17 protein-coding genes and 1 CRISPR repeat array are annotated in these 23877 nt (G+C 71.4%); of the genes, 5 read left to right on the plus strand and 12 right to left on the minus strand.

All coding sequences use genetic code 11. The features are described 5' to 3' along the window. Positions 1-65: 65 nt before the first annotated feature. From rhaS to NI17_RS07970, 4 genes are read right to left on the minus strand one after another with little or no spacing between them, the layout of a single operon-like run. Entirely contained in the window at positions 66-1142 is a 1077-nt protein-coding gene (rhaS, locus tag NI17_RS07955; protein WP_068690519.1) for a rhamnose ABC transporter substrate-binding protein, read from the minus strand. After that, the gene (locus NI17_RS07960) at positions 1142-2185 is read right to left on the minus strand and encodes an ABC transporter permease (RefSeq protein WP_068690521.1); all 1044 of its coding nucleotides are present in this window, start codon (positions 2183-2185) and stop codon (positions 1142-1144) included. Before NI17_RS07960 ends, rhaS begins: the two co-directional genes overlap by 1 nt. Beyond that, positions 2175-3221 carry an ABC transporter permease gene (locus NI17_RS07965; RefSeq protein ID WP_369974891.1) on the minus strand — a complete coding sequence of 349 codons (1047 nt, stop codon included), beginning with the start codon at positions 3219-3221 and terminating at the stop codon, positions 2175-2177. The genes NI17_RS07960 and NI17_RS07965 overlap by 11 nt, the downstream gene beginning before the upstream one ends. Then, a complete protein-coding gene (locus NI17_RS07970; protein WP_068690523.1) occupies positions 3218-4735 on the minus strand; it encodes a sugar ABC transporter ATP-binding protein in 1518 nt (505 codons plus the stop codon). Before NI17_RS07970 ends, NI17_RS07965 begins: the two co-directional genes overlap by 4 nt. A gap of 226 nt (positions 4736-4961) precedes the next feature. On the opposite strand from NI17_RS07970, the gene NI17_RS07975 reads away from it, so the two are divergent. Then, positions 4962-6053 carry a LacI family DNA-binding transcriptional regulator gene (locus NI17_RS07975; protein WP_084012567.1) on the plus strand — a complete coding sequence of 364 codons (1092 nt, stop codon included), beginning with the start codon at positions 4962-4964 and terminating at the stop codon, positions 6051-6053. A 75-nt stretch (positions 6054-6128) separates the two neighbouring features. On the opposite strand, the gene xylA is transcribed toward NI17_RS07975, so the two are convergent. After that, complete coding sequence (gene xylA / locus NI17_RS07980; RefSeq protein WP_068690527.1) at positions 6129-7286, minus strand: xylose isomerase; 1158 nt, start codon at positions 7284-7286, stop codon at positions 6129-6131. 34 nt (positions 7287-7320) lie between these two features. Beyond that, the gene (xylB, locus tag NI17_RS07985) at positions 7321-8709 is read right to left on the minus strand and encodes a xylulokinase (RefSeq protein WP_243597661.1); all 1389 of its coding nucleotides are present in this window, start codon (positions 8707-8709) and stop codon (positions 7321-7323) included. Positions 8710-8862: 153 nt separating this feature from the next. Between xylB and NI17_RS07990 the strand changes: the two genes are divergently transcribed. Then, entirely contained in the window at positions 8863-10116 is a 1254-nt protein-coding gene (locus tag NI17_RS07990; RefSeq protein ID WP_068690528.1) for an ROK family transcriptional regulator, read from the plus strand. A gap of 665 nt (positions 10117-10781) precedes the next feature. On the opposite strand, the gene NI17_RS07995 is transcribed toward NI17_RS07990, so the two are convergent. Further along, positions 10782-10973: a DUF397 domain-containing protein gene (locus tag NI17_RS07995; protein WP_068690530.1), complete on the minus strand. Its 192-nt coding sequence runs from the start codon at positions 10971-10973 to the stop codon at positions 10782-10784. After that, positions 10973-11776, minus strand: coding sequence for a helix-turn-helix domain-containing protein (locus NI17_RS08000; RefSeq protein ID WP_068690532.1), 804 nt, complete (start codon positions 11774-11776; stop codon positions 10973-10975). The genes NI17_RS07995 and NI17_RS08000 overlap by 1 nt, the downstream gene beginning before the upstream one ends. A 331-nt stretch (positions 11777-12107) precedes the next feature. Between NI17_RS08000 and NI17_RS08005 the strand changes: the two genes are divergently transcribed. Further along, complete coding sequence (locus tag NI17_RS08005) at positions 12108-12518, plus strand: ATP-binding protein (protein ID WP_068690533.1); 411 nt, start codon at positions 12108-12110, stop codon at positions 12516-12518. A 351-nt stretch (positions 12519-12869) separates the two neighbouring features. After that, complete coding sequence (locus tag NI17_RS08010; protein WP_119268139.1) at positions 12870-13373, plus strand: helix-turn-helix domain-containing protein; 504 nt, start codon at positions 12870-12872, stop codon at positions 13371-13373. A 28-nt stretch (positions 13374-13401) separates the two neighbouring features. On the opposite strand, the gene NI17_RS08015 is transcribed toward NI17_RS08010, so the two are convergent. Continuing rightward, on the minus strand, positions 13402-16233 hold the full coding sequence (locus tag NI17_RS08015; protein WP_068690534.1) for a CRISPR-associated helicase/endonuclease Cas3: 2832 nt from the start codon (positions 16231-16233) through the stop codon (positions 13402-13404). A gap of 166 nt (positions 16234-16399) precedes the next feature. Next, positions 16400-17650: direct repeats of the CRISPR family, unit length 29 nt; unit sequence CCGAGCCCCACGCACGTGGGGATGGACCG. A 99-nt stretch (positions 17651-17749) separates the two neighbouring features. Next, positions 17750-18994 carry an MFS transporter gene (locus NI17_RS08020; RefSeq protein ID WP_243597662.1) on the minus strand — a complete coding sequence of 415 codons (1245 nt, stop codon included), beginning with the start codon at positions 18992-18994 and terminating at the stop codon, positions 17750-17752. Positions 18995-19119: 125 nt separating this feature from the next. On the opposite strand from NI17_RS08020, the gene NI17_RS08025 reads away from it, so the two are divergent. Then, positions 19120-19479, plus strand: coding sequence for an ArsR/SmtB family transcription factor (locus NI17_RS08025; protein ID WP_068690538.1), 360 nt, complete (start codon positions 19120-19122; stop codon positions 19477-19479). A 162-nt stretch (positions 19480-19641) separates the two neighbouring features. Here NI17_RS08025 and NI17_RS08030 read toward each other — a convergent pair whose 3' ends face one another. Both NI17_RS08030 and NI17_RS08035 read right to left on the minus strand, forming a co-directional pair. Beyond that, positions 19642-21822, minus strand: coding sequence for a heavy metal translocating P-type ATPase (locus tag NI17_RS08030; RefSeq protein WP_068690540.1), 2181 nt, complete (start codon positions 21820-21822; stop codon positions 19642-19644). Positions 21823-22130: 308 nt separating this feature from the next. Then, complete coding sequence (locus tag NI17_RS08035; protein WP_147417003.1) at positions 22131-23318, minus strand: cytochrome P450 family protein; 1188 nt, start codon at positions 23316-23318, stop codon at positions 22131-22133. Positions 23319-23877 lie beyond the last annotated feature (559 nt).

Below are 23877 nucleotides of genomic sequence, written 5' to 3' on the forward strand. Positions count from 1 at the left end.
TCTCCGGTCGGGTGGGGTACGCGGGGGTGGCCCCGGCAGGGTGCTGCCGGGGCCACCGGGGGTGACTAGAAGTCGTAGTCGTCGATGTTGTCGGCGTTGAAGCGGGTGGGCTCGCCGAGGACGATCTCGCCGTTCTCGCCGATCTCGTACTCGCCCAGGCGTCCGGCGGTGAAGGTCTGGCCCGACTCACCGGTGATCTGTCCGGCGGCCAGTGCCGCGCCCGTGTATCCGGCCAGGTAGGCCATGTCCTTGGGGTTCCACAGCGCGAACTCCTCGACGGTGCCGTTCTCGACGTACTCGCGCATCTGGTTGGGCGTGCCCAGGCCGGTGAGGGCGACCTCGCCCTTGTACTCGGAGTCGCTGAGGTAGCGCGCCGCCGCGGCCAGGCCGACGGTGGTGGGCGAGACCACGCCCGCCAGGTCGGGGTGGCTCTGCAGCAGGCCCTGCATCTCCTGGAAGGACTTCTGGTCGTCGTCGTTGCCGTAGACGGTGTCCACCACCTCGATGTCGGCGTAGTCGGGGTTGGTGGACAGCTCCTCCTCCATCAGCTCCAGCCAGAGGTTCTGGTTGGTGGCGTTGGGGGTGGCCGACAGGAAGGCGATCTCGCCCTCGCCGCCGATCTGCTCGGCGATCATCTCGACCTGGACCTTGGCCAGTCCCTCGGCCGAGGCCTGGTTGACGAAGGCGTCACGGCACTCGGGCGCGGTGTCGGAGTCGTAGGTGACGACCTTGGCCCCGGCCTGGCGCGCGGAGTTGAGCGCCGAGCACACCGCGTTGGGGTCGTTGGCCGCGATGACGATGACGTCGGAGCCCTGCTGGCTGAGGGTGTTGATGTAGCTGACCTGGGAGGAGGCGTTGGCGTCGGAGGGGCCGACCTCCTTGAACTCCGCGCCCAGCTCCTCGGCCACCTCGGCGCCGCCGGTGTTGGCGAAGGTGAAGTAGGGGTTGTTGAGCTGCTTGGGCAGGTAGCTGATGGTCAGGCCCTCGGGGATCTCGGCGTTGGGGTCGGCCTCGCCGCCCGCGCCGACCGCCGTCGTCTCCTCTTCCTCGCCGCGGGTGGTGCCGCCGCAGGCGGAGACGGCCAGCAGCAGACCCGCTGCCGCTCCGGCGGCGATACCGCGGGTCAGTCGGTTGCGAAACATCAGATCACCTCTTGCTTGGTGCGGGTGTTGGGGGATGGGGTGACGGCCCGGCCGGGTGGCGGGGCCGTGGTCCGACGGCGCTGCCTGAGGCGGGCCGCGACGTTGGGGACGACCACCGAGACGACCAGCAGCAGGCCGGTCACGATGGAGAGGGTGTCGGAGGAGACGTCGGCGAGCTGCAGGGCGTTGCGGATGGTGCCCAGCAGCAGGACGCCGCCCACCACTCCGGCCAGCGCGCCGCTGCCGCCGAAGATCGAGACGCCGCCGAGCAGCACCGCCGCGACCACCGACAGCTCCAGTCCGGCCGCGTTGTCGGCGCGGGCGCTGGCGTACTGGAGGGTCCAGAACACCCCGGCGGCGGCGGAGACCGCGCCGGAGGTGACGAACAGTCCCAGCTTGGTCCGCTGCACCGAGATGCCGGAGAAGCGGGCGGCCTCGTCGTTGTTGCCGATGGCGTACAGGGCGCGGCCGACGGGGGTGGCGTGCAGCACCACGCCGAAGGCGAGGGCGAGCACGATGATCAGCAGCGCGATCCAGGGGATCTGGGTCTCGCCCAGGCGCGCGGTGGCTCCTCCGGTCCAGGAGAACGGGAAGTCGGCGACGGCCCGGTCGCCCAGCACCACGTAGGCCAGGCCCCGGTACAGCGCCATGGTGCCGATGGTGACCGCCAGTGAGGGCAGTCCCGCCACGGTCACCAGCAGGCCGTTGACCGCGCCCAGGACCACGCCCAGGACCACGCACAGCGGGACGATGGTCTCCAGCGGCAGTCCCATGACCCACAGCTGTCCCATGACGGCGCTGGTCAGGCCCAGAATGCTGGCCACCGACAGGTCGATCTCGCCGGTGATGATGATGAGCGTCATGGGCAGCGCGATGATCGCGATCGCCGCGATGTCCAGGACGAGGAATCCGGTGTTGCGGCCGCTGGCGAAGCCGTCCACCCAGAAGGACGCGGCGATCACGGTCACCGCCAGCGCTCCCAGGACGGACGCCTCCCTGGTGGCCAGTAGGCGGCGCAGGGCCGTGGTGGACTCAGGCGCCACGGGACTCACCTCCACGAAGTCGGCGTTCGGCGCGGACGGACAGCAGCCGGTCCATGCCGATCGCGATGAGAATGAGCAGGCCGACCACCGCCTCCTGCCAGAATCCGTTGACCCGCAGGACCGGCAGCGCCGCTCCGATGGTGGTGAGCAGGACCGCGCCCAGCGCCGCGCCGAGCACGGTGCCGCTGCCGCCGAAGATCGCGACGCCGCCGACCACGGCCGCGGCGACGACTTCAAGTTCCAGACCTGTGCCGACGGTGGCGTCCAGGGTGCCGAAGCGGGCGGCGTAGCACACTCCCGCCAGGCCCGCCAGGGCCCCGTTGACGACGAAGGCGGAAAAGACCCTGCGGTCCACCGGGATTCCGGACAGGCGCGCCGCGTCGGGTTCGGAGCCGATGGCGTAGAGTTCGCGTCCGCTGCGGTAGGAGGCCAGGTACCAGCCGACCACCGCGGCGACCAGGACCGCCGCCAGGGCGAGCACCGGAACACCCAGGACCGTCTGGCGGCCCAGCGCCAGGAAGGCGGAGGGCATGTCGGCGGCGTTGATCTGCCGGCCCGCGGCCCACCAGTGGTCGACGCCGCGGAAGATGTAGAGCGTGCCCAGGGTGACGACGAGGGCGGGGACGCGGGCCGCGGCCACGAGCACTCCGTTGACGGCGCCGCACAGGGCGCCCACCAGGACGCCCGCCACGACGGCCACACCGACGGGCAGGTCGGGGAAGGCGACGAAGAGGCTGCCCACCGCGAACGCGGACAGGCCCAGGATGGAGCCCACCGACAGGTCCACGCTGCGGGTGATGATGACCAGGGTCTGGCCCACAGCCAGAATGGTCAGCAGGGTCGCGCCCAGCAGCAGGTCGCGCACGCTCTGGGCGGACAGGAAGTTGGGGTTGACGACCGTGGTGACCCCGATCAGCAGCACCAGGGCCAGCAGGATGCCGGCCTCGCGCACCTGCCGGATGCGGCGTCCGGCCCCGGCGTCGCCGCCGCCGTGCTCCTTCAGGCGGGGTTCGGGCGTGGTGGTCGAGGCGCTCACGCGGCCTCACCCCGCTGCCCCGTGGCCGCGTACATGACGGACTCCTCTGTGGCTTCGTCTCGGGAGAGTTCGGCGCTGATCCGCCCCTCGTGCATGACCAGCACCCGGTCGGCCATGCCGAGGACCTCGGGCAGCTCGCTGGAGACCATGACAACCGCCAGTCCCTGCCCCGCCAGTTGCGACAGCAGGCGGTGCACCTCGGACTTGGTGCCCACGTCGATGCCGCGGGTGGGCTCGTCGACGATGAGGACCTTCGGTTCGGTGGACAGCCACTTGGCCAGGACGACCTTCTGCTGGTTGCCTCCGGAGAGGGTGGACACGGCGTCGGTGAGTCGTCCGGCCTTGACCTGGAGGCGCTGGGCCCACTCCCGGGCGGCGCGCTCCTCGCTGCGGCCGCGCAGCAGGCCGAACCGGCTGAGCGGCCAGCGCCGGGTGAGGGTGGCGTTGCGCTCCACCGACATCTCCATGACCAGTCCCTGCTGGCGGCGGTCCTCGGGGACCAGGGCCACCCCGGCGGCCATGGCCGCCGACGGGGAGCCCTTGCGCAGGGGTCGGCCGTTGACGCGGACGGTTCCGGAGTCGTAGGAGTCGACGCCGAAGACCGCGCGCATGACCTCGCTGCGGCCCGCCCCCACCAGGCCGGCCAGCGCCACGATCTCTCCGGCGCGGACCTGGAAGCTCACGTCGGAGAAGACGCCGGCGCGGGTGAGGCCGTCCACCCGGAGGACCACGTCGCCCGGTTCGGTGTCCTGTTTGGGGAAGAGGGCGGTGACGTCGCGTCCCACCATCTTGCGCACGATCGTGTCGACGGTGAGCTCGGCGATGGGGTCGGTGGAGATGTACTGGCCGTCGCGCATCACGGTGACGCGGTCGCACAGGGCGAAGACCTCGTCGAAGCGGTGGGAGATGAACAGGATCGCCGCCCCGGAGTCGCGCAGCGAGCGCGCCACGGCGAACAGCCGCTCCACCTCCACTCCGGACAGCGCGGCGGTGGGCTCGTCCATGATCAGGACCCTGGCCTTGCGCGAGAGCGCCTTGGCGATCTCGATGAGCTGCTGGTCGGCGATGGACAGGCCCTTGGCGGGACGGGCCGGGTCGATGCGCACGCCCAGCCGGGCGAACAGCGCGTCGCAGGCGGCGTGCATGGCGGCCCTGTCGATGCGCCGTCCCCGCTTCAGCGGCTGGCGGCCCATGAAGATGTTCTCCGCCACCGACAGGTCGGGGAAGAGGGTGGGTTCCTGGTAGATGACGGCCACGCCGGCCTGCTGGGCGTCTGCGGGGCCGGTGAAGACCACCGGCTCACCGTCGACCTCGATCCGACCCTCGTCGGGCTGGTGCACTCCGGCCATGGTTTTGACCAGGGTGGACTTGCCCGCCCCGTTCTCTCCGCACAGCGCGTGGATCTCCCCCGCCCGCAGTCGCAGCGACACGCCGCGCAGTGCCTGGACGTTCCCGAAGGACTTGGCGACGTCGACGAGTGCGAGCGGGGGCGACGGCGGAGGCTGTTGGGCCACGACGCCCTCCTTTGGTCTTCCTGAGCCACTCTCGTGGCAAAAACGTTTTAATGAAGAGCACGTTAAATGTCTCACACAAGACGCGTCAAGAGGGCAGCGCCAACCGGCTCCGACCTCCGCAGACCCGTCCGAGGCGGTTGCGGGACCACCGGGTTTCCAAAGTTTTCCCAACCTGGCGCCGTAAGGTGACGCACCGCTATTGACACGTTTCAATCCAGTGGCGATCATGGAGAGTACCGTCTGCCCTCCACCACAGTCCGGAGCCCCTGCCTTGCCTGCCCCTGAGAACACCAGACGCCCTGTCGGGATCAACGACGTCGCGGCCCGGGCGGGCGTGTCTCCGGGAACCGTGTCCAACGTGCTCAACCGCCCCGAACGGGTGGCCGAGGCCACCCGGCTCAGGGTCGAGCGGGCGATCCGGGAACTGGACTACGTGCGCAACTCCTCGGGCCGCAGCCTGCGCGCGGGCCGCAGCGACTCCGTCGGCCTGCTCGTCCTGGACGTCACCAACCCCTTCTTCACGATGGTCGCCCGGGGTGTGGAGGACCAGGCCGCCGAGGACGGCCTCACGGTGATGCTGCTGAACTCGGCGGAGAACCCCGAGCGGCAGCGGCGCTCCCTGCGCGTCCTGGCCGAGCACCGCGCGGCGGGGGCCGTGGTGATGCCGGTCGACAACGACGTGGCCGACCTGCTGTGGCTGCGGGAGCGCGGCATCCCGTGGGTGCTGCTGGACCGCGGCGACGTCGCCGTCGACGTGGGCAGCAGCGTGTACGTGGACAACCACGCGGGCGGCCTGGCCGCGGGACGGCACCTGGTCAGCCTCGGACACGAGCGGATCACCTACCTGAGCGGCCCGCTGTCGCTGGAGCAGTGCCGCACCCGCCTGGCCGGGCTGCGCGCCGCCCTGGAGGAGAACGGCGTCGAGGCCGGCGACGCGGTCCGGCTGATCGAGGCCCCCTCGCTGACCGCCGACTCCGGGGAGAAGGCCGTGGAGGAGGTGCTGGCGGGCGGCCCCCGGCGGCGCCCCCAGGCGGTGTTCTGCGCCAACGACCAGCTCGCGCTCGGCCTGCTCAAGGGGCTGGGGGCGCGCGGCCTCTCCGTTCCCGACGACCTGTCGGTGGTCGGCTACGACGACGTCGACGTCGCGGCCCTGGTCCACCCCGGCCTGACCACCGTCGCCCAGCCCAAGTACCAGATCGGCCGCGCGGCGATGCGCCTGCTCGCCGCCGAGATCCACGAACCCCGGGGCGCGCACGAGCGCCTGGTGTTCACCCCACGGCTGGTGGTGCGGGGCTCCACCGCCGCCCACCGCGGCTGACCCCGGCGGCTCCCCGCGCGAACGACAGAAGGGGGCGGTCGCCGCGGCGACCGCCCCCTGCCCCCTTCTCCAGGGTCAGCGCACGCCCATGAGGTACTCCAGGGCGATCTGGTCCAGCCGCTCGAAGTGGTAGCCGCGCCTGCCCACCTCGTCCAGGTCGATCGTCTCGGCGCGCAGGTCCGCCACGCTCTCTCCCGGCTCCAGGGTGGGCCGCTCCAGCTCGAAGACCCGCGCGGCCTCCATGGCCTCGCGCACCTCGGGGTCGGCGCGGAACGCCTCCGCCTTGGCCTTGAGGATGAGGTAGTTGCGCATGCAGTTGCGCGCCGCCTCCCACACCCCGCTCATGTCCTCGGTGCGGGGGGTCTTGAAGTCGAAGTGCCGCGGCCCGTCGTAGCCGTGGCTCTCCAACAGGTTGACCAGGAAGAACGCGTCCCTCAGGTCGCCCGCGCCGAACCGCAGGTCCTGGTCGTACTTGATGCCGCGCTGGCCGTTGAGGTCGATGTGGAACAGCTTGCCGTGCCACAGCGCCTGGGCCACGCCGTGGGTGAAGCTCAGCCCCGCCATCTGCTCGTGGCCGACCTCGGGGTTGAGCCCCACCATCTCGGGGTGCTCCAGCTCGTTGATGAAGGCCAGCGCGTGCCCGATGGTGGGCAGCAGCACGTCGCCGCGCGGCTCGTTGGGCTTGGGCTCGATCGCGAACCGCAGCCCGTAGCCCTGGGAGCGGACGTAGTCGCACAGGATGTCGAAGGCCTCGCGCAGCCGGTCCAGGGCGGCGGCGTCGTTCTTGCCCGCCTCGAACTCGGCGCCGTCCATGCCGCCCCAGCACACGTAGGTGCGCGCGCCCAGCTCGGCGGCCAGGTCGATGTTGCGCATCACCTTGCGCAGGGCGTAGCGGCGCACGTCGCGGCTGTTGGAGGTGAAGCCGCCGTCGCGGAACACCGGGTGGCTGAACAGGTTGGTGGTGACCATGGGCACGGCCAGGCCGGACTCGCCCAGCGCCTTGGTGAAGCGCTTGATGACGGCGTCGCGCTCGGTGTCGCCGCTGCCCGGCGGGATGAGGTCGTCGTCGTGGAAGGTGATGCCGTAGGCGCCCAGCTCGCTGAGCTTCCCCACCGCCTCGACGGGGTCGAGGGCGGGGCGCACGGCCTCCCCGAAGGTGTTGTGGCCGCGCCATCCCACGGTCCACAGTCCGAAGCTGAACCGGTCCTCGGGGGTGGGCTGGTAGTCGGTCATGCTGGCCTCTTTCGTGGTCGACGGGACTTGCGGTTCAGAGTCGGTCGCGGGCGGCGGCGTAGCGCTCCCGCACCTGCGGGGTGGGGTCGGCCTCGCTCACGGCGGTCGAGGCGTTCTCCCACGCGGGCGGCTCGGCGGTGCCGGACAGCGCCCAGGCGGCCTGGCGGGCGGCGCCGTCGGCGACGTACTCGCCCTCGGCGGGCACGGTGACGGGGCGGCCCAGGACCCGCGGGGCGAGGGCGCGGACCGCGGCCGAGCGCGCGCCGCCCCCGACGAGCAGGACCCGGCGCACCGGCACCCCCTGGTCGACCAGGGCGTCCACGGCGTCGGCCAGACCGCACAGCATGCCCTCGACGAAGGCGCGCGCCACGTTCTCCGGGCGCAGGTTGGCGCGGGTGAGGCCGTCCAGGCGGCCGGTGGCCTCCGGCAGGTCGGGGGTGCGCTCGCCGTCCAGGTAGGGCAGCAGCACCAGGCCGTCCGCGCCCGGAGGGGCCGCCAGCGCCAACCGGTCGAACTCGGCCAGGTCCACGCCCAGCGCGGCGGCCCCGGCGCTCAGGACGCGGGCGGCGTTGAGGGTGCACACCAGCGGCAGGAAGCGGCCGGTGGCGTCGGCGAACCCGGCGACGGCGCCGGTGGGGTCGGCGGTGGGCTTCTCGGCGACGGCGAAGGCGGTGCCGGAGGTGCCGATGGAGACCACGACGTCGCCGGGGCGGGCGTCCAGGGCCAGCGCGGCGGCCATGTTGTCGCCGGTTCCGGCGGCCACCACGCCGATGGACGGCAGTTCGGGGGCGCGGACCTCGCCGACCGCCTCGGCCGGGTCGGCGACGCGGGGGATGCGCAGCTCGCGGCCGAAGGCCAGGGTGAGCAGGTCGGTGCGGTAGGCGCCCGCGGCCGCGTCGTAGTAGCCGGTGCCGGAGGCGTCGCCGCGGTCGGTGACGGGTTCGGTGGCGCGGGTGAGGCGCTGGGTGATCCAGTCGTGGGGCAGCAGGACGCTCTCGGCGCGCGCGGCGTTGTCGGGTTCGTTGCGGGCCAGCCAGCGCAGCTTGGTCACGGTGAAGCTGGCCACGGGCACCGAGCCGACCGCCCTGCTCCACTCCCCCGGTCCGCCCAGTTCGGCGACGAGGTCGGCGGCCGCGCCCGCGGAGCGGGTGTCGTTCCACAGCAGCGCGTCGCGCACGGGCTCGCCGTCGGCGTCGAGCGCGACCATGCCGTGCTGCTGGGCGGCGACGGCGATGGCGGCGACGTCGTCGAGCAGCCCGCCACCAGCGGCCTCGAGCAGGGCCTGCCACCACGCGTGCGGGCTGACCTCGGTCCCTTCGGGGTGAGGCGCGCGGCCGGAGCGGACGAGCGCTCCGGTGGCGGCGTCGCGGACGACGATCTTGGTGGCCTGGGTGGAGGAGTCGACTCCGGCGACGAGCGGCATGGGGCCTCTCTTTGGTGGGGCGGTACGACATCTATTAGTTTTGTGTTTGAACGAATTGGTTGTCAATCCTCGACCGGGCAGAAACCAGCACACTGGAGGTCGAGGACGCGGAGGGGCACGCCGTGGGGGCGTGCACGGGAGGGGAGCCGCCGCATGGTGGGCGCAAGCGAGGGACCGGCCGGATTCCAGGCCGTCAGGGAGACCAACCTGGGCATCGTGCTGCGCACGATCCGCACCAGCGCGCCGTGCTCGCGGGCGGTGGTCGCCGCGTCGACCGGCCTGACCAAGGCCACCGTCTCCAGCCTGGTGGCCGAGCTCATCGACCGGGGTCTGGTGTGCGAGACCGGACTGGTCAACCAGCGCCGGGTGGGCCGCCCCGGCATGATGCTGACCGTCAACGGCTCCACCCTGGTCGCGATCGGGGTGGAGGTCAACGTCGACTACATCGCCCTGGCAGCCGTCGACCTGCTGGAACGCGAGGTGCTCACCCGGCACGTGGCCTTCGACGCCCGCTCGGCCGGCCCCGAGGAGTGCGCGGCGCGGCTGCGCGACCTGCTGCTGGAGGTCACCGGCGACCCCCTGCTGCACGAGCGGCCGCTGCTGGGCGTGAGCGTGGCGGTGCCCGCGCTCATCGACGTCGCCGCCGGAACCGTCACCAACGCCCCCAACCTCGGCTGGCACCACTTCCCCATGCAGCGGCGGCTGACGGACCTGCTGGCCGACACCGCGCTGGCCGGGGCCCCGGTGCTGGTCGACAACGACGCCAACCTGGGCGCGGTCGCCGAGTACCGGGGCGGCCACCTGGCCCGCACCATGGACCTGGTGTACCTGACCGGTGAGGTCGGCATCGGCGCGGGCGTGCTGATGAACGGCGAGCCGCTGCGCGGCGCCAGCGGGTTCGCCGGGGAGATCGGGCACATCCCGCTGCTCAAGGACGGGCCGAGGTGCGCGTGCGGGCAGCGCGGCTGCCTGGAGGCGCTGGCGGGGGTGGAGGCGATCCTGCGCCGCGCCGTCCCCGACCTGGTGCCGGACGCTCCGGTGCGCGGCAGCGTCGTGGGGTCGCTGATCGAGGAGACCGCGCGCCGCGCCGAGGCCGACGACGCCACGGCGCTTCGGGCGCTGCACGACGCGGGAAGCTGGCTGGGCCGCGCCGCGGCGACCCTGGTCAACCTGCTCAACCCCAGCGCGATCATCCTGGGCGGCTACTTCGTGCCGCTCGCCCCGTGGCTGCTGCCGTCCTGCCGGGAGGCGATGGCCGCGCACTCCTTCGCCCCCGACAGCGGCAACTGCCGCGTCGAGCCCTCCGCCCTGGGCCTGAGCGCGGCGGCGCGGGGAGGGGCGATGGCCCTGATCGACGCCCTGGACACCGGCTCCCTGCCGCTGCCCCCGGGCAGCTCGGCGGCCTGAGCGCGACGGCCCCGGGACCGCACCCGCGTGCCGAGCGCGGCCCCGGCGTCATACCCGGTGGGAGCTGCCGCCGGTCCTGCTTGAGACCGGCGGGGAAGACGGCCCACTCGGAGCGGGCGCGACCGAGACGGCCGAGGTCACGGTGCCGGGTGTCGCGGACCAGCACCGCCTCGGGGATCCCACCGGGGTTGGAGTGCCGAGTTCTGTGGTGGGCGCGGGCCGAAGAAGGCGGGGGCGGGGTATTCCATCTCAACCCCCGCGGTGGGTTCCCACGGGCTGGCCGCGCCTGGTCGAGGCGCCCCGGCGCCGAGTCCGGACGCGCCTCCACGGGCGGACCGGGGCAAGGACACCGGCCGCCCCGGACCGGCCCCCCTACAAGGGGTGCGGGGTGGTCTTTCCCGTACCGGAAGGTGGGGCCGTGTCCGGACTCGGCGCCGGGGCGCCTCGACCGGCCACCGGCAGCCGGTGGGGTCCCATCGCGGGGGCGGGGCTGGAATACCTCCGGACCGGCCGCTCCGGCCCGGGACCGGCTCGCGGGCTCCCTACACCCCGATGCCTCACGAGAACCCTCCCATCAGAGTCCAGTCAGCGACCTCGACGCAGTCGGATTCTCCCGGCTGTGGCTGGACTTGTGCGTGGCGGCCGAACCGGTGAGGACCTGCTGACTACAGACGCCCGGCCTTCAACACGGTGAGGAACTCCGCCCACGCCTTCGGTGCGAAGCCCAGATGACCGAGGTCGCGGTGTTGGGTGTCGCGGACCAGCACCGCCTCGGGGGTCTCGGCGACCTCGACGCAGGCTCCGCCGCTCTCGTTGCTGTAGCTGGACTTGTGCCAGTCAAGACTGTGGGGGGCCATCAGAACTCTCCTTGGATCTGTGCGATCAACTGTCGGGACGCTCCCAGAGGCAGGGCCGCTCCCCGCAGGTCAGAGAACAGTTGGGAGTAGTCGTCCACTGCGTCCGAGTCGTCCGTGGGCGTTCCAGAGCGTCGTGTCTCCACATACAGGACAGGATTGCGTCTGGGAACCGTGAACAGCATAAAACTGTTGGTCAGTCCCGGATGGTGGTCACTGTCGTAGGGCACCACCTGGACGGAAACGTGTGGCTTCTCGCTCTCTTCCAGCAGATTACCGAGCTGCCGCTTCATCACCTCGCGCCCCCCGGTGGGACGGCGCAGCACCCCCTCGTCCACGACGACGACCAGACGGGGTGGACGCTCTCGGTCAAAGATCTTCTTGCGGTTCATCCGGCCGCGCACCAACTCCTCAATCTCAGCAGGAGTGTCCCGAGGACGACCGACACGGAAGATGTGCTCGGCGTACTCCTCGGTCTGCAACAACCCCGGAATCAGAAGAGGGTGGTACTCCCAGATCTCAGAGGCGGCCCGTTCGATGTCGGCCACCTTCTCGTACCAGGTCGGCAGCCCCGTTCCGGTGGAACGGTCCCACAGTTCGGTGAGTGTGCCAGGCGTGCCGAGTGCGGCGTCAATTCGTTCTATATGGTCCCTTTTGATGCCGCGTGCACCGCGCTCCATCGCACTGAGCATGGTCGGCGAGACCATTACCAGCTTCGCCAACTCCTCCTGCGAAAGCCCAGATCGTTGCCGCTGCTCCCGGATCTTCCGGCCAATCCTGATCCAGCGGCCCCTGTCTTTCTGCACTACTTCCCTCCCTCCTGCACTAGCCCTGCACAGTCACTTACTGCGCATGACTCATTACTTGACTTTAGTCAAAGGGATGGAAACCGTCTAGCGATTCAGGAAGTGTGTGGACACCGAAGGACAGCGAAAGAACGCGATTTTCTTCCGCACCAGCCTTCACACACAAACGGCCCTGACCCGGTGTAGCAGCACCGGATCAGGGCCTTAGCCCCCGACCTGACTCGACCAGGTGGTGACTCATGCAAAAGCCTACTGCCCGCCCCGTGCCTGAAACGCGGCATCCGTCTCGTGTGCGCCTCTATGTTCTTTGTTCCGGAAAGGCGGTGGCGCGGTGACCGTCGCGTTCACGTCCTTTCCCGGCGTGCCGGACAGCGTGGCCGCCGCGCGCCGGTTCGTGGTCGGCGCGGTCCGGTTGTGCCCGCGTTCCGCCGCTCCGGACGAGGTGGTGGAGCGGGCCGAACTGATCGTCTCGGAGTTGGCGACGAACGCGATCCTGCACACGCACTCGGGTGACCCCGGCGGGTTCTTCAAGGTGCGGGTACACGTGGACGGGCGCGGTGTACGGGCCGAGGTGCGCACCCTGCACCCGCGCCTGTGGCAGTCCGCGCCCCACGTGGTCAAGCCCGAAGACCCGTTCCGCGAGCACGGCCGGGGTCTGTTCCTGGTCGACCAGCTCGCCACCGAGTGGGGCACCCTCGCCCCCTGGGAGGAAGGCGTGTACTTCCTCCTCGCCTGGCCCTGACCTTGTTGATCTTGATACCGGGGGTCGTTCTCCGCGATCTTCGGCCCCCGGTGTCGATCTCAACGCCCGTCTGTCCGCGCCTCCGGTCGGGGGTTTGGGTCTGCGGTCACCCAGCGGGATGTGTTTCGGCCGGGAGGCCCGGCAACCCCTGCCTGGGCTCCGGGTTTCGGAGGGATGGAAAGGCCCGTGTGTGCTCGGGGCTCTGCCACCCCTCGACTGCGGGCACCATCCCCATCCCTCCCCCACCCCTGGAGAGGTGAAAGCTGCCGCGCCTCGCGGCAGAAACACACCCCGCACCCGATCGCCAACCCCAACCACCCGACCACACCAATCCCGAAGAACCTCAGGACCATGCCGCAGCCGCTGATCACCCGCGCCGCCCTCAAGGCCGCCATCACCGCCCGCGAACTCAACCCCAACCACCCCGTCTTCCCCACCGAGTTCTGGACCCATCCGGTCGTCGCCCGGGCCGTGGCCCGCCTCGACACCACCACCCTCATCCGCCAGGCCCGCACACTCACCCCCATCACCCAGGAACAACTCGCCCACCTCACCGGACTCACCCAGGCCACCATCTCCCGCATCGAACACGGCCGCACCCAACTCCGCGACCTCGACCGGATCCACGCCCTCCTCACCGGCCTCGGCGCACCCCACCCCCCGTCTCTCAAGGGCACTGACCCCCTGGACGGCTACACCGTCCGCGCCGTCATCGCCGACAACCCCGACGGCCACACCGTGGTCCTCCACGCCCCCACCCAAACGGTCGCCCAAGCCCTCACCCACACCGGAAAACCCGTAGCCACACCACTCCCCCCACCCCCCACCCACCCCGAATGGCCCCCACCCCGATAGTGATGGCCGTGTCCCGGCGTTTCCCGCTCTAGAAAACCAGTCCCTTACGCGGATCGAGCAGCCACTCGCGTCCGCCCGCCTCGGTCGGAAGCACGGCTCCCTCCTCCGTCACCCTCTGGGGGACGAGCACCAGGTCGCGGAGGTGGAACGACTCCCGCCACGCCTCGGGCGGCCGGTTGTCCTCGGCGAGCCGGTCGAACCAGAGGCCCATGCGCACCGGAACCGTGCGGGCCACCAGGTCGCGGCAGTCAGCCACGGTGAAGCGGCCTCCCCTGCCCGTTCCCTTCTCGGGGAGCTCGACCGCGCAGTCGGGGTCGAGCCAGCGCCGCCCCGCCGGGTCGACGTAGTGGCACAGCACCCGCACCGAACCGGCACCGAACCGAGTGGCGAGCAGGTGCTCGTCCACGTCGAAGTCGAACTCGCTGAGCCCGAGCAGGCTACTGCCCACCCCTCCCGGATCGGGGACCACCGCGTTACGGGCCAGGCCGCGCTTCGCCAACTCCTCACCCATGCGGTCGAGGTCGGCCTCCAGGTCCTCGGCGAGCGAGTCGTCGTCGTAGACGCCGTCGACCAGCCGTTGGACATCGTCGGGAATCCGCACCGGTGTCCCGTCGCGGCGGCGCAGCAGCGCGTGCGTGCGCTGGAACAGCGACAGCGGATACACCGCCTGCCAGGACCGGGGAAACCGCGGCGGCCCGTCGGTCTCGGCATCCTGCTCGGGGGTGAGCACCACCAGTTCCGGGCGGCGCGCCCAGGGCGGGCGTCGGATGATCCCCAGGTGCTCGTGCCGCCAGCAGCGGCCCGCGCGCTGCAACAGCAGCGACACCGGCGCGATGTCGGTGACCATCAGGTCCAGGTCCAGGTCGAGGGACTGCTCGACGACCTGGGTGGCCACCAGGACGGCGGAGCGCGGACGCCGCCCCTCGCGGGCGCCGTCCTTGCCGAACCGGTCGACGATCGCCTCGGTGATCTCGGTGCGCTGCCGGTTGGGGAACCGCGAGTGCAGCAGGTGCAGCTCGGGGGCATTCGCACCCCACTCGGCGAACCAGTCGGCGAGCAGGTCGTAGACCTCCTGGGCCTCGGCGACCGTGGTGCAGATGACCGCGGCGCAGCCGCCCCGCTCCACCAGCGGAGCGAGTTCTGCCCGCAGCGCCTCCGTCCGGTCGGGCCTGCTGTCCCGGACCGGAATGTCGACGAGGCGCAGGTCCAACGGTTCGCGGGGGGTCGTGGCGATGGGCGCGGGATCGACGTCGGCGCTGCGGGTCACCGTCCCGGTCCGGGCGTCGGCGTGCAGCCACCCGGGGTAGGAGACCTCGGGGACCGGCTGCGGCTCAGACCTGCGCCAGCGGTACCCCCGCGCCCCCTCCAGATACGCCTTGACCAGCGAGTTCGCGATGCTGTGGTGCAGGGTCGCCGACAACAGCACGACAGGCACGTCGAGCGCGCCCAGCCAGCGCAGCAGTTGCTCCAACAGGACCTGCATGTAGGGGTCGACCGCGTGCGCCTCGTCGACCACGACCACCTTCCCCGCGAGCCCGAACAGGCGCAACGCGTTGTGCTTGGCACGCAGCACCGCCATGAGCGCCTGGTCGATCGTGCCCACCGACCAGGAGGCGAGCAGCCCCCGTTTGCGGCCCATGAGCCATTCGGTCGCGGCGAACGGGTCGCGGCGGTCGGCGTCGGCCAGCACGGTCGACACGCCCGGCGCGTCGGCGGGAGCGTAGTCGGGATTCAGCCACGCCATCGAGTGCAGCAGGGCCAGCGTCGAGGGGCGCTCCGGATCGGCGTGCTCCGCGCGGTGCCGCGCATACGCCTTGAGCCGGGAGTGCATCTGGTCGGCGGTGGCCGTCGTGGGCAGCGCGAGGAACCGTCCCGGCCGCCCCGTCGCCGCGCCGAGCAGGTCCGCGACATGGTAGGCGGCCTCGGTCTTGCCCTCGCCCATGGGAGCGGTGACCAGCACCAGCCCCGGGCCGGTGCACAGCGGCGGCAGGTGCTCGGCCAGCGAGGCTTGCAGGCCGTTGGGCGTGTCGATGTGCGGAAACGACTCGGTGAACGGGGCCGGGGAGACCGTGATCGGCCGCAGCCCGGCGGAGTCGAGCAGGTCGGGGACCTGCTGTTCGGACTCCCGGAAGTGGGCGCGCAACTCCGGCACGGAGCCGTCGGCGGGAAGGGCACCCAGGCGGCCCAGGAGGAAATCCTCCTGGCTGACCAGCCAGTCGGCGAGTATGACCAGCCCGCACACGACAGCGGCGGTCGGGCCGTCCAGCATGTGAGGCGGTTCGGGACGCCCCACCGCGCCGAAGACGGCATTCAGCAGGGCGCGGCGCTGCCCCTCCCACGAAGAGGAGGTGAACCCCAACCCCAGCAGCGGGTTGCGGCTGCCGGGATCGGGATGCCCGCCGAACCGACCGTGGTGGCCGCCGAGCAACTGGGCCACCAGCCACGTCACCGGTCCGCTGTCCGGATAGCCGACCGAGGGCAGCGCGAACGGCAGCCACTGCCCGGTGGCGGCGGCGTGGGAGCGCCGCTCGCCGCTGAGTTCCTCTCCGGGATAGGCGGACAGGTCCACATCGGTCTGCTCCTGGAACTCGCGGGTCAACTTCCCGACATCGTGCATCCCCGCCCAGAATGCGACACAGCGCCCTGCCTGCTCCTCGTCCACTTCCATGGCCGAGGCGATCGTCTCCCGCAGACCGGGAGAAAGGTACTCACGCCACAGCACCAGAGCCGCCGCGGCGGCGTCGAGGGAATGGCACACGAGCGGGTAGACCTGCCCTCTGAGCCCGCGTTCTTTGGCCCAGAATCCGAGGTCGACGAGCGAAGTGTTCCTCTCCCCGCTTGCAGGGCCGTACTCAGGCACGTTTCCTCCCACAGTCCGCCATCCCGGTATGCGCAGAACGTAGTGGGCGGCCGACCGCGAGCGGGACGCTTTCACGAAATTGGCCTAGAATCGCCCTACGGGAGGAGACCGCCCGCAAGCTTGATAACGCGGAGATAACGCTCCGCAAAACCGCAGGTCATCTTCTCCGAGCCCCACGCACGTGGGGATGGACCGGCCTCGGGCACGTAGATCAGCCGCCCCTCCAGCCGAGCCCCACGCACGTGGGGATGGACCGGCTGGTGTGCAGATCTCCCACGGGATCGCCGACCGAGCCCCACGCACGTGGGGATGGACCGACCCTCCAGGCATGAGAAAGGCCCGCACGCTGCCGAGCCCCACGCACGTGGGGATGGACCGGTGGGCGATCTGCTGGGCGTGGTCGTCCGTTCCCGAGCCCCACGCACGTGGGGATGGACCGCCGCGATCGCGGAGGTCGAGTCCAGGTACAAGCCGAGCCCCACGCACGTGGGGATGGACCGAGGAGCCGGAGGAGTCCGAGGCGGACCTGGTCCCGAGCCCCACGCACGTGGGGATGGACCGGCGTTGAGTCTGGGGGACGCCTACCTGTTCGTCCGAGCCCCACGCACGTGGGGATGGACCGATCCTGGTCGTGCGGAACGGGTCCGCGTCGTCCCGAGCCCCACGCACGTGGGGATGGACCGCTGGTCGACGACTCGGTGGAGGAGATCCGCCGCCGAGCCCCACGCACGTGGGGATGGACCGCAGTTGGGCGCCGTATCGGAACCCGTCGCCGCCCGAGCCCCACGCACGTGGGGATGGACCGCGTCAGGGTTCGCCCTCAGGCTGTTGGGGGTGCCGAGCCCCACGCACGTGGGGATGGACCGCGTCGATGATCTTCTGCTGTTCGTCGGTGGGCCCGAGCCCCACGCACGTGGGGATGGACCGGCAACGACTCCACGGCCGAACCAGTCGTACCCCCGAGCCCCACGCACGTGGGGATGGACCGGTGATGTCCCCGGTTGGGGATTTGAGGAGGTGCCGAGCCCCACGCACGTGGGGATGGACCGTGGAAGCGAACCGTGCCCAGTACGAGCAGTGGCCGAGCCCCACGCACGTGGGGATGGACCGTACGAGGAGGTGCCGGTTCCCGAGTGGGGTGGCCCGAGCCCCACGCACGTGGGGATGGACCGACCTGCCGTTCCGGATCGCGCAGGAGGCATACCCGAGCCCCACGCACGTGGGGATGGACCGTACGAGGAGGTGCCGGTTCCCGAGTGGGGTGGCCCGAGCCCCACGCACGTGGGGATGGACCGGAGTGGGGGGCTGCCACCACGGCACTCCCTGGCCGAGCCCCACGCACGTGGGGATGGACCGCCGACCCACTCCCGGGGGCCGAGCCAGACTTCCCGAGCCCCACGCACGTGGGGACGAACCGCTGGTCCAGTCGGTCTATCCGCACCGGGAGCACCGAGCCCCACACGCAGAGACCGATCCGCGCCCTCTGCGCTCCCCGCTGTTGAGCACGACGGAAACGTCAACGGTCTTCGACCGTGGCGGCCCGGTCGGCGGCCACCGGGCTGGGGCGCCACAGTCCCGCCGCAGCCAGGGCGCACATCCCCGTGAGCGTTCCGGCGCCGCCCAGCAGCAGGATCGGGTCCAGGTTCCCGGCCCACCCGGCCAGGGGGTAGGTGAGCAGGAAACAGGCATGGGAGAGCGCGAACTGGGCGGCGAAGACCCCGGCCAGAGCGCCCTCGGGGGCGGCCTCGCGCAGCAGTCGCCCGGTGGGCGCGGACACCAGCGCACACCCCGCGCCCAGCACCGCCCACCCCGCGCCCAGCACCGCCCAGCCCGCGCCGAGCACGGCCGGTCCCGGGGCAAGGGTCCAGCCCAGAACGGTGGCCGCCGCTCCCGCGGTGGCCACGGCGGGGCCGGTGAGCATCAGGGCGCGGGTGCCGAACCGGTCCACCAGCGCTCCCAGCGCCAGGGCCACGAGCATCGACCCCGCGCCGAAGCACGCCAGCATCAGCGCCACGCCGGTGTCGGTGCCGCCCAGGTGGGAGCGGACGAAGACGACGGTGTCGACCAGGACCAGCGCGGTGGCCACGGCCACGGCCATGTTCAGGGCCATCAGCGCCATCAGGCGCCGGTCGGTGGCGAAGACCCGCCAGCTCGCCGCGGCCCGGCGCGGACTCTGCGAGGCGGGACTCCGTGCGGGCAGGGCGGTGGTGGCCACCAGGACGCCGGACACGGTGAAGCCGAGCGCGGTCAGTGCGAACAGGCCGTCGAAGGGCACCAGGACCAGCAGGAGCGCGGCCAGTAGCGGGGAGGCCAGTGCCTCCAGGTCATAGGCCAGGCGGGACAGGGCCAGCGCCGAGGTGTAGCCGCGGTCGTCGACCAGTTCGGGGATGACCGCCTGGAAGGTGGGGGTGAAGGCGGCCGAGGCGCACTGGAGCACGGCGATGAGCACGTACACCTGCCAGACCTGGTCGACCAGGGGCAGGCACGCCACCGCCAGGGCGCGCACCGCGTCCGAGCCCACCAGCACGGCGCGGCGCGGGGCCCGGGCCAGGGCCGCGGTCAGCAGCGGACCGGCGCCCACGTAGGCGAGCATCTTGATGGTCAGGGCGGTGCCCACCACCTGCCCGGCCCTGCCCGGGGCCAGGTCGTAGGCCAGCAGCGCCAGGGCGACCGTGGCCAGACCCGTGCCCGCCAGCGCCACGACCTGGGCGTAGAACAACCTGCGGTAGGACCGGAAGTCCGCCAGTACCCGCCACACCACGACCACCACCCGAGAGTGAAGAGGAGCACGAACACACGCATCATAAATGTGCGTAAGTACGCACATGATGTCATGTTGTGCGGCGCTTCCCCACCCCGGATCCGCATGTGTCCTAGACTGCGCACATGCCCACCAGCGACGAGCGGGCCGCCCCCAGCCTCGTGCATCCGACTCCGCCCGAGCACGAGCGGCTCGCCGTGGCCGCCGGGATCTTCGCCCTGCTGTCCGACCCCACCAGGCTGCACCTGTTGTGGACCCTGGCCGGGGGCGAGGCGGACGTGGGGCGGTTGACCGAGTCCTGCGGCGCCTCGCGGACCGCGGTCTCCCAGCACCTGGCCAAGCTGCGCCTGGCCGGCCTGGTGGAGTCGCGCAGGCAGTCCCGGCACGTCATCTACCGGCTGCGCGACGGCCACCTGCGCCGCCTGGTGCTGGAGGCGCTCAACCACGCCGACCACGTCGTCACCGGCGAACCCTTCCACGACTGATCCCCGCGCCCGTGCCGGACAGGACACGTCGGCGGCCACCGCCCAGCGGGCATCGGTGATCATCCCTCGCTCCTGCCTGCGGCAGCCACCCGCACACCCGGCGGTCCCCGGCGGCCCCGAGCCGCGGGGGCTCGGGGCCGCCGAAGGACGCCTCTCCTCTCGTCACACCCCCGCGGTCTCGCGCGGACGCGTCCGCGCCGTCCGCAGGGCGGTTTCGGTGCTGGTGTGCGGGCGCAGGTCGAGGCGGCGCAGCAGTTGGGCGTTGAGCGCGACCACGACCGTGGACAGTGACATCAGCAGCGCGCCCACGCTCATGGGCAGGACGAACCCGACCGGGGCGAGCACACCGGCCGCCAGCGGTATGGCTGCGAGGTTGTACCCGGCGGCCCACCACAGGTTCTGCTTCATCTTGCGGTATCCGGCCCGGGACAGTTCGATGACCGAGAGCACCGACCGGGGGTCGTCGCTGGCCAGGATCACTCCGGCGGAGGCGATCGCGACATCGGTGCCCGCGCCGATGGCCAGTCCGACGTCGGCCTGGGCGAGGGCGGGGGCGTCGTTGACCCCGTCGCCGACCATGACGACCCTGTGTCCCCGCTGCTGCAACTCCGCGACCCGCTCTCCCTTGTCCTCGGGTCTGACCTGGGCGAAAACCCGATCGATGCCCAGTTCGCCGGCCACGGCGCGGGCGACGTTCCCGGCGTCTCCGGTGATCATCACGACCTGGATGCCGAGGGCGTGCAGGGCCTGGACGGCCTGCCGGGACTCCTCGCGGATCTCGTCGGCCAGGGCGAGGGCTCCGATGGCCTCGCCGTCGACCAGCACGTGCAGGACGGTCGCGCCCCCGCTCTTCCACGACTCCGCGTCCGGCAGTTCGGCGGCGCCGTGGGCGGTGAGCATCGCGGGGCCGCCCACGCTGACCCGCAGACCGTGGACGGTCGCGGAGACGCCGAGGGCCGGAGCGGCCCTGAAGTCCGCGGCTCGGGGGACGTCGACGCCGCGGTGGCGTGCGGCGGCCGCAATCGCCTTGGCCAGGGGGTGTTCACTGTCGGTCTCCGCTGCGGCGGCCAGCGCCAGGACCTCCTCCTCGTCGTGTCCTGCCGCGGCGGCGACGCGGGTCACCGTGGGGCTGCCCTTGGTCAGGGTGCCGGTCTTGTCGAACAGCACGGTGTCGGCGGTGCGCATGTTCTCCAGCGCCATGCGGTCCTTGATCAGCACCCCGCCCCGGGCCGCGCGTTCGGTGGCGATGGAGACCACCAGGGGGATGGCCAGTCCCAGGGCGTGGGGGCAGGCGATGACCAGGACGGTGATGGTGCGGGTCAGGGCGTCTCCGGGAAGTCCGAGCAGGAACCACGCGGTGAGGGTGACGGCCGCGGCGCCGAGAGCGAGCCAGAACAGCCAGGCGGCGGCCCGGTCCGCGAGCCGCTGCGCGCGCGAGGAGGAGCCCTGCGCGGCCGCGACCAGCCGCTGAATTCCCGCCAGGGCGGTGTCGTCGCCGACCGCGGTGACGCGCACCCGCAGCGCCGTGTCGGTGGCGATGGTCCCGGCGACGACCTGGTCTCCGGGACCGCGCCGGACCGGCCGCGACTCGCCGGTGATCATCGACTCGTCGACGTCGGCGGCGCCCTCTGCGACCTGTCCGTCGGCCGGGACCCTGCCGCCGGGACGGACGACCACCAGGTCTCCGACGGCCAGTTCCGAAGGCGCCACGGTGACGACGGAGCCGTCAACGATCTTCTCTGCCTCGTCGGGCAGCAGCGCGGCCAGCGAGTCCAGGGCCGAGGAGGTCCGCGCCAGGGAGCGCATCTCGATCCAGTGGCCCAGCAGCATGACGACGACCAGCAGCGCCAGCTCCCACCAGAAGTCCAGGCGGTGGGTGAGGATGCCGAGGCTGGCTCCCCAGGAGGCGAGGAACGCCACGGTGATGGCCAGTGCGACCAGCAGCATCATTCCGGGCCGCAGGGCCCTGGTCTCGTCGACCGCGCCGGCCAGGAAAGGTCGGCCGCCCCAGAGGAAGATGACGGTGCCCAGCAGCGGGGAGACCCACTCCAGCCCGGGCACGGGCGGCAGGGGGTAGCCGAGGAGGTCGGCGAACATGCCGCTCGCCAGGACCGTGGGGACGGCCAGGACCAGCATGATCCAGAACAGCCGTCGGAACTGCGCCACGTGGTCGCCGTGACCGGCGTGGCCCGTGCCCGCGTGGCCCGCGCCGGAGCGGCCGTGACCGGCAGCGGTGTGGTCCGCGCCGTGGCGGTCGTGACCGGTGTGTGCGTCGGAGGCTCCGCCCGGGGCGTGGCGGACCTCCGAGGCGTGTGCGTGGTGGTTGTGCTGGCTCGTGTCCATCTCTCAGCCCGCCTTGGCGTACTTCGTGGGATCGGTTCGGGACCGGTCCGTGCTCTGTTCCTTCTCCTGCGAGAAAATACCCCTAGGGGGTATTTTTCGATCATGAAAATACCCCTTGGGCGTAAAAGACGCAAGGGGTGGAGTCACGGGAGAATGTCCGGGGCACCGTGGACACCCGCACCGGACCCCACGGCCGACCACCACCGGGCACGCACGTCGAACGCCAGACGTCTCCTCGGCTCCCGTCCGCCTCCTGTTTCCCGGCGGCCCCGAGGCCGCCTCCCCGCGGCACCGGTGACCCGGGAGGTTCAGCCGGTCCCCGTGGTCACCCACAGTTCGCGGGGGCGGTTCACGAGCACGCTCCTGACCTGTTCGGAGGAGTCCTCGGCCAGTGCCAGGTCCGGGAAGCGCGCGAAGAGCTCGGGCAGGACCACGTTGAGTTCCAGGCGGGCCAGCGGGGCGCCCAGGCAGTGGTGGGGGCCGTGGCCGAAGGTCACGTGCCGGCTGTCGGGGCGGGTGACGTCGAAGGCGTGGGGGTCGGCGTGGACGCGGCCGTCCCGGTTGGCGGCCAGGTAGACCATCATCACCGCCTCGCCCGCGCCGATGGTGACCCCGCCCAGCTCCAGGTCGCGGGTGGGGAAGCAGAACGGCAGCATCGCTATCGAGGCGCTGTGGCGCAGGCACTCCTCGACCGCCCGTTCCCACCGCACCGTCCCCGAGGCGACCCGGGCGAGCTGGTCGGGATGGCGCAGCAGCAGCCGCACGGAGTTGGAGATCTGGCCGACCGTGGTCTCGAACCCCGCGTCGACGAGCAGGACGACCGTCCAGACGAGGTCCTCCTCCGACAGTCGGGTTCCGTCCTCGTCGTGGACCCGGAGCAGTGCGCTGATCAGCGCGTCGTCCGGGTGCCGCCGTTTGGCCTCCACCATTTCCGCGACGTAGTCGTACAGCTCCCCGTGCACGGTGGCGTCGGTTCCCGACAGCAGCCGGGTGACCAGGGCTTCGAGGGCGGGCCGGGCGGCCTCGGGGATGCCCAGCAGGTGGCCGATGGCGCCCGTGGGCACCGGATGGGACAGGGCCGCGTTGAGGTCGACCGGCCCCGTGGGGTCGATCCCGTCCAGGCAGGCGCGGGTGAGGTCGCGCACCACCGGGCGCAGGCCCTCGACGCGGCGGGTGGTGAACGCGTGCTGGACGAGGCGGCGCAGGCGGGTGTGCTCGGGCGGGTTCCTGCTCAGCATCGAGTCCATGGAGACCAGTTGGACCAGCGGGTGCTCGGCGGGAGCCTCGCCGCGGGCCAGTGCCGACCAGTGCGCGGCCCCCCGCTTGACCGTGGGATCGGCCATGAGGGCGCGCAGCTCCTCGTGGCCGGTCACGGCCCACACGTCGAGCCCCATCACGTCGAGGCGGACCACGGGATGGGCGGCCAGCGCCCTGACGTCGTCCTCGGTGATGCCGCTGTCGGCGTCAAGCGCGATCCTGGGCACTGGGGAAGGCACGGGGAGGATCCTTGCTCGGAGGCGGTGGAACCCCAGTGTTATCTGCCTTCCCCGCAATGATCAACCGCTTTCCGGAAAGTCGCCACACACAGAAGCACAACAAGCCGTGAACCCCACATGCGCGAGGTCCGGGGGGCGGACCGGTGTTGCTCTTTTCCTGACGATCCCCCTGTGCCGACAGTCAGCCAGTCAACACAGCCCCTGCAGTGGGCGGGGCCAGCACAGTCGTCTTCAACGAGCTTGGTCTCGGATGGCTACCTTCTCGGCCTGAGACGGGATGTTACTTCCGCAAGCACCTGTCCGTCCCTGGACCCGCCCTTCACATCCGCCAGAACGCCGTTCCACTCCTCGCCCGAAGCCCGGAGGCAGGCACTTGTGCACTCATCATGTTACCCTCCGAGTTCGTGAACGACGCTTCTACCACTCAGAGACGCATACCGTCGCAGGCAGTCAATAGATGCGAAGACTGTGTTTACAATCGTTACCTATAGAACCCCGCAAACCGCCACCCAAGGAACTACCATGAGCGCAGCACCAAAGAAGCGCAACGTGGGAAGCA

Origin of the sequence: Thermobifida halotolerans, from assembly GCF_003574835.2 — a bacterium.
Classification (GTDB): Bacteria; Actinomycetota; Actinomycetes; order Streptosporangiales; family Streptosporangiaceae; genus Thermobifida; species Thermobifida halotolerans.

Bases quoted from the DNA above. Each gene is read 5' to 3' on its own strand.
- rhaS (WP_068690519.1), bottom strand. From the start codon at position 1,142: ATGTTTCGCAACCGACTGACCCGCGGTATCGCCGCCGGAGCGGCAGCG.
- NI17_RS07975 (WP_084012567.1), top strand. From the start codon at position 4,962: ATGGAGAGTACCGTCTGCCCTCCACCACAGTCCGGAGCCCCTGCCTTG.
- xylA (WP_068690527.1), bottom strand. From the start codon at position 7,286: ATGACCGACTACCAGCCCACCCCCGAGGACCGGTTCAGCTTCGGACTG.
- xylB (WP_243597661.1), bottom strand. From the start codon at position 8,709: ATGCCGCTCGTCGCCGGAGTCGACTCCTCCACCCAGGCCACCAAGATC.
- NI17_RS07990 (WP_068690528.1), top strand. From the start codon at position 8,863: ATGGTGGGCGCAAGCGAGGGACCGGCCGGATTCCAGGCCGTCAGGGAG.
- NI17_RS07995 (WP_068690530.1), bottom strand. From the start codon at position 10,973: ATGGCCCCCCACAGTCTTGACTGGCACAAGTCCAGCTACAGCAACGAG.
- NI17_RS08010 (WP_119268139.1), top strand. From the start codon at position 12,870: ATGCCGCAGCCGCTGATCACCCGCGCCGCCCTCAAGGCCGCCATCACC.
- NI17_RS08025 (WP_068690538.1), top strand. From the start codon at position 19,120: ATGCCCACCAGCGACGAGCGGGCCGCCCCCAGCCTCGTGCATCCGACT.
- NI17_RS08030 (WP_068690540.1), bottom strand. From the start codon at position 21,822: ATGGACACGAGCCAGCACAACCACCACGCACACGCCTCGGAGGTCCGC.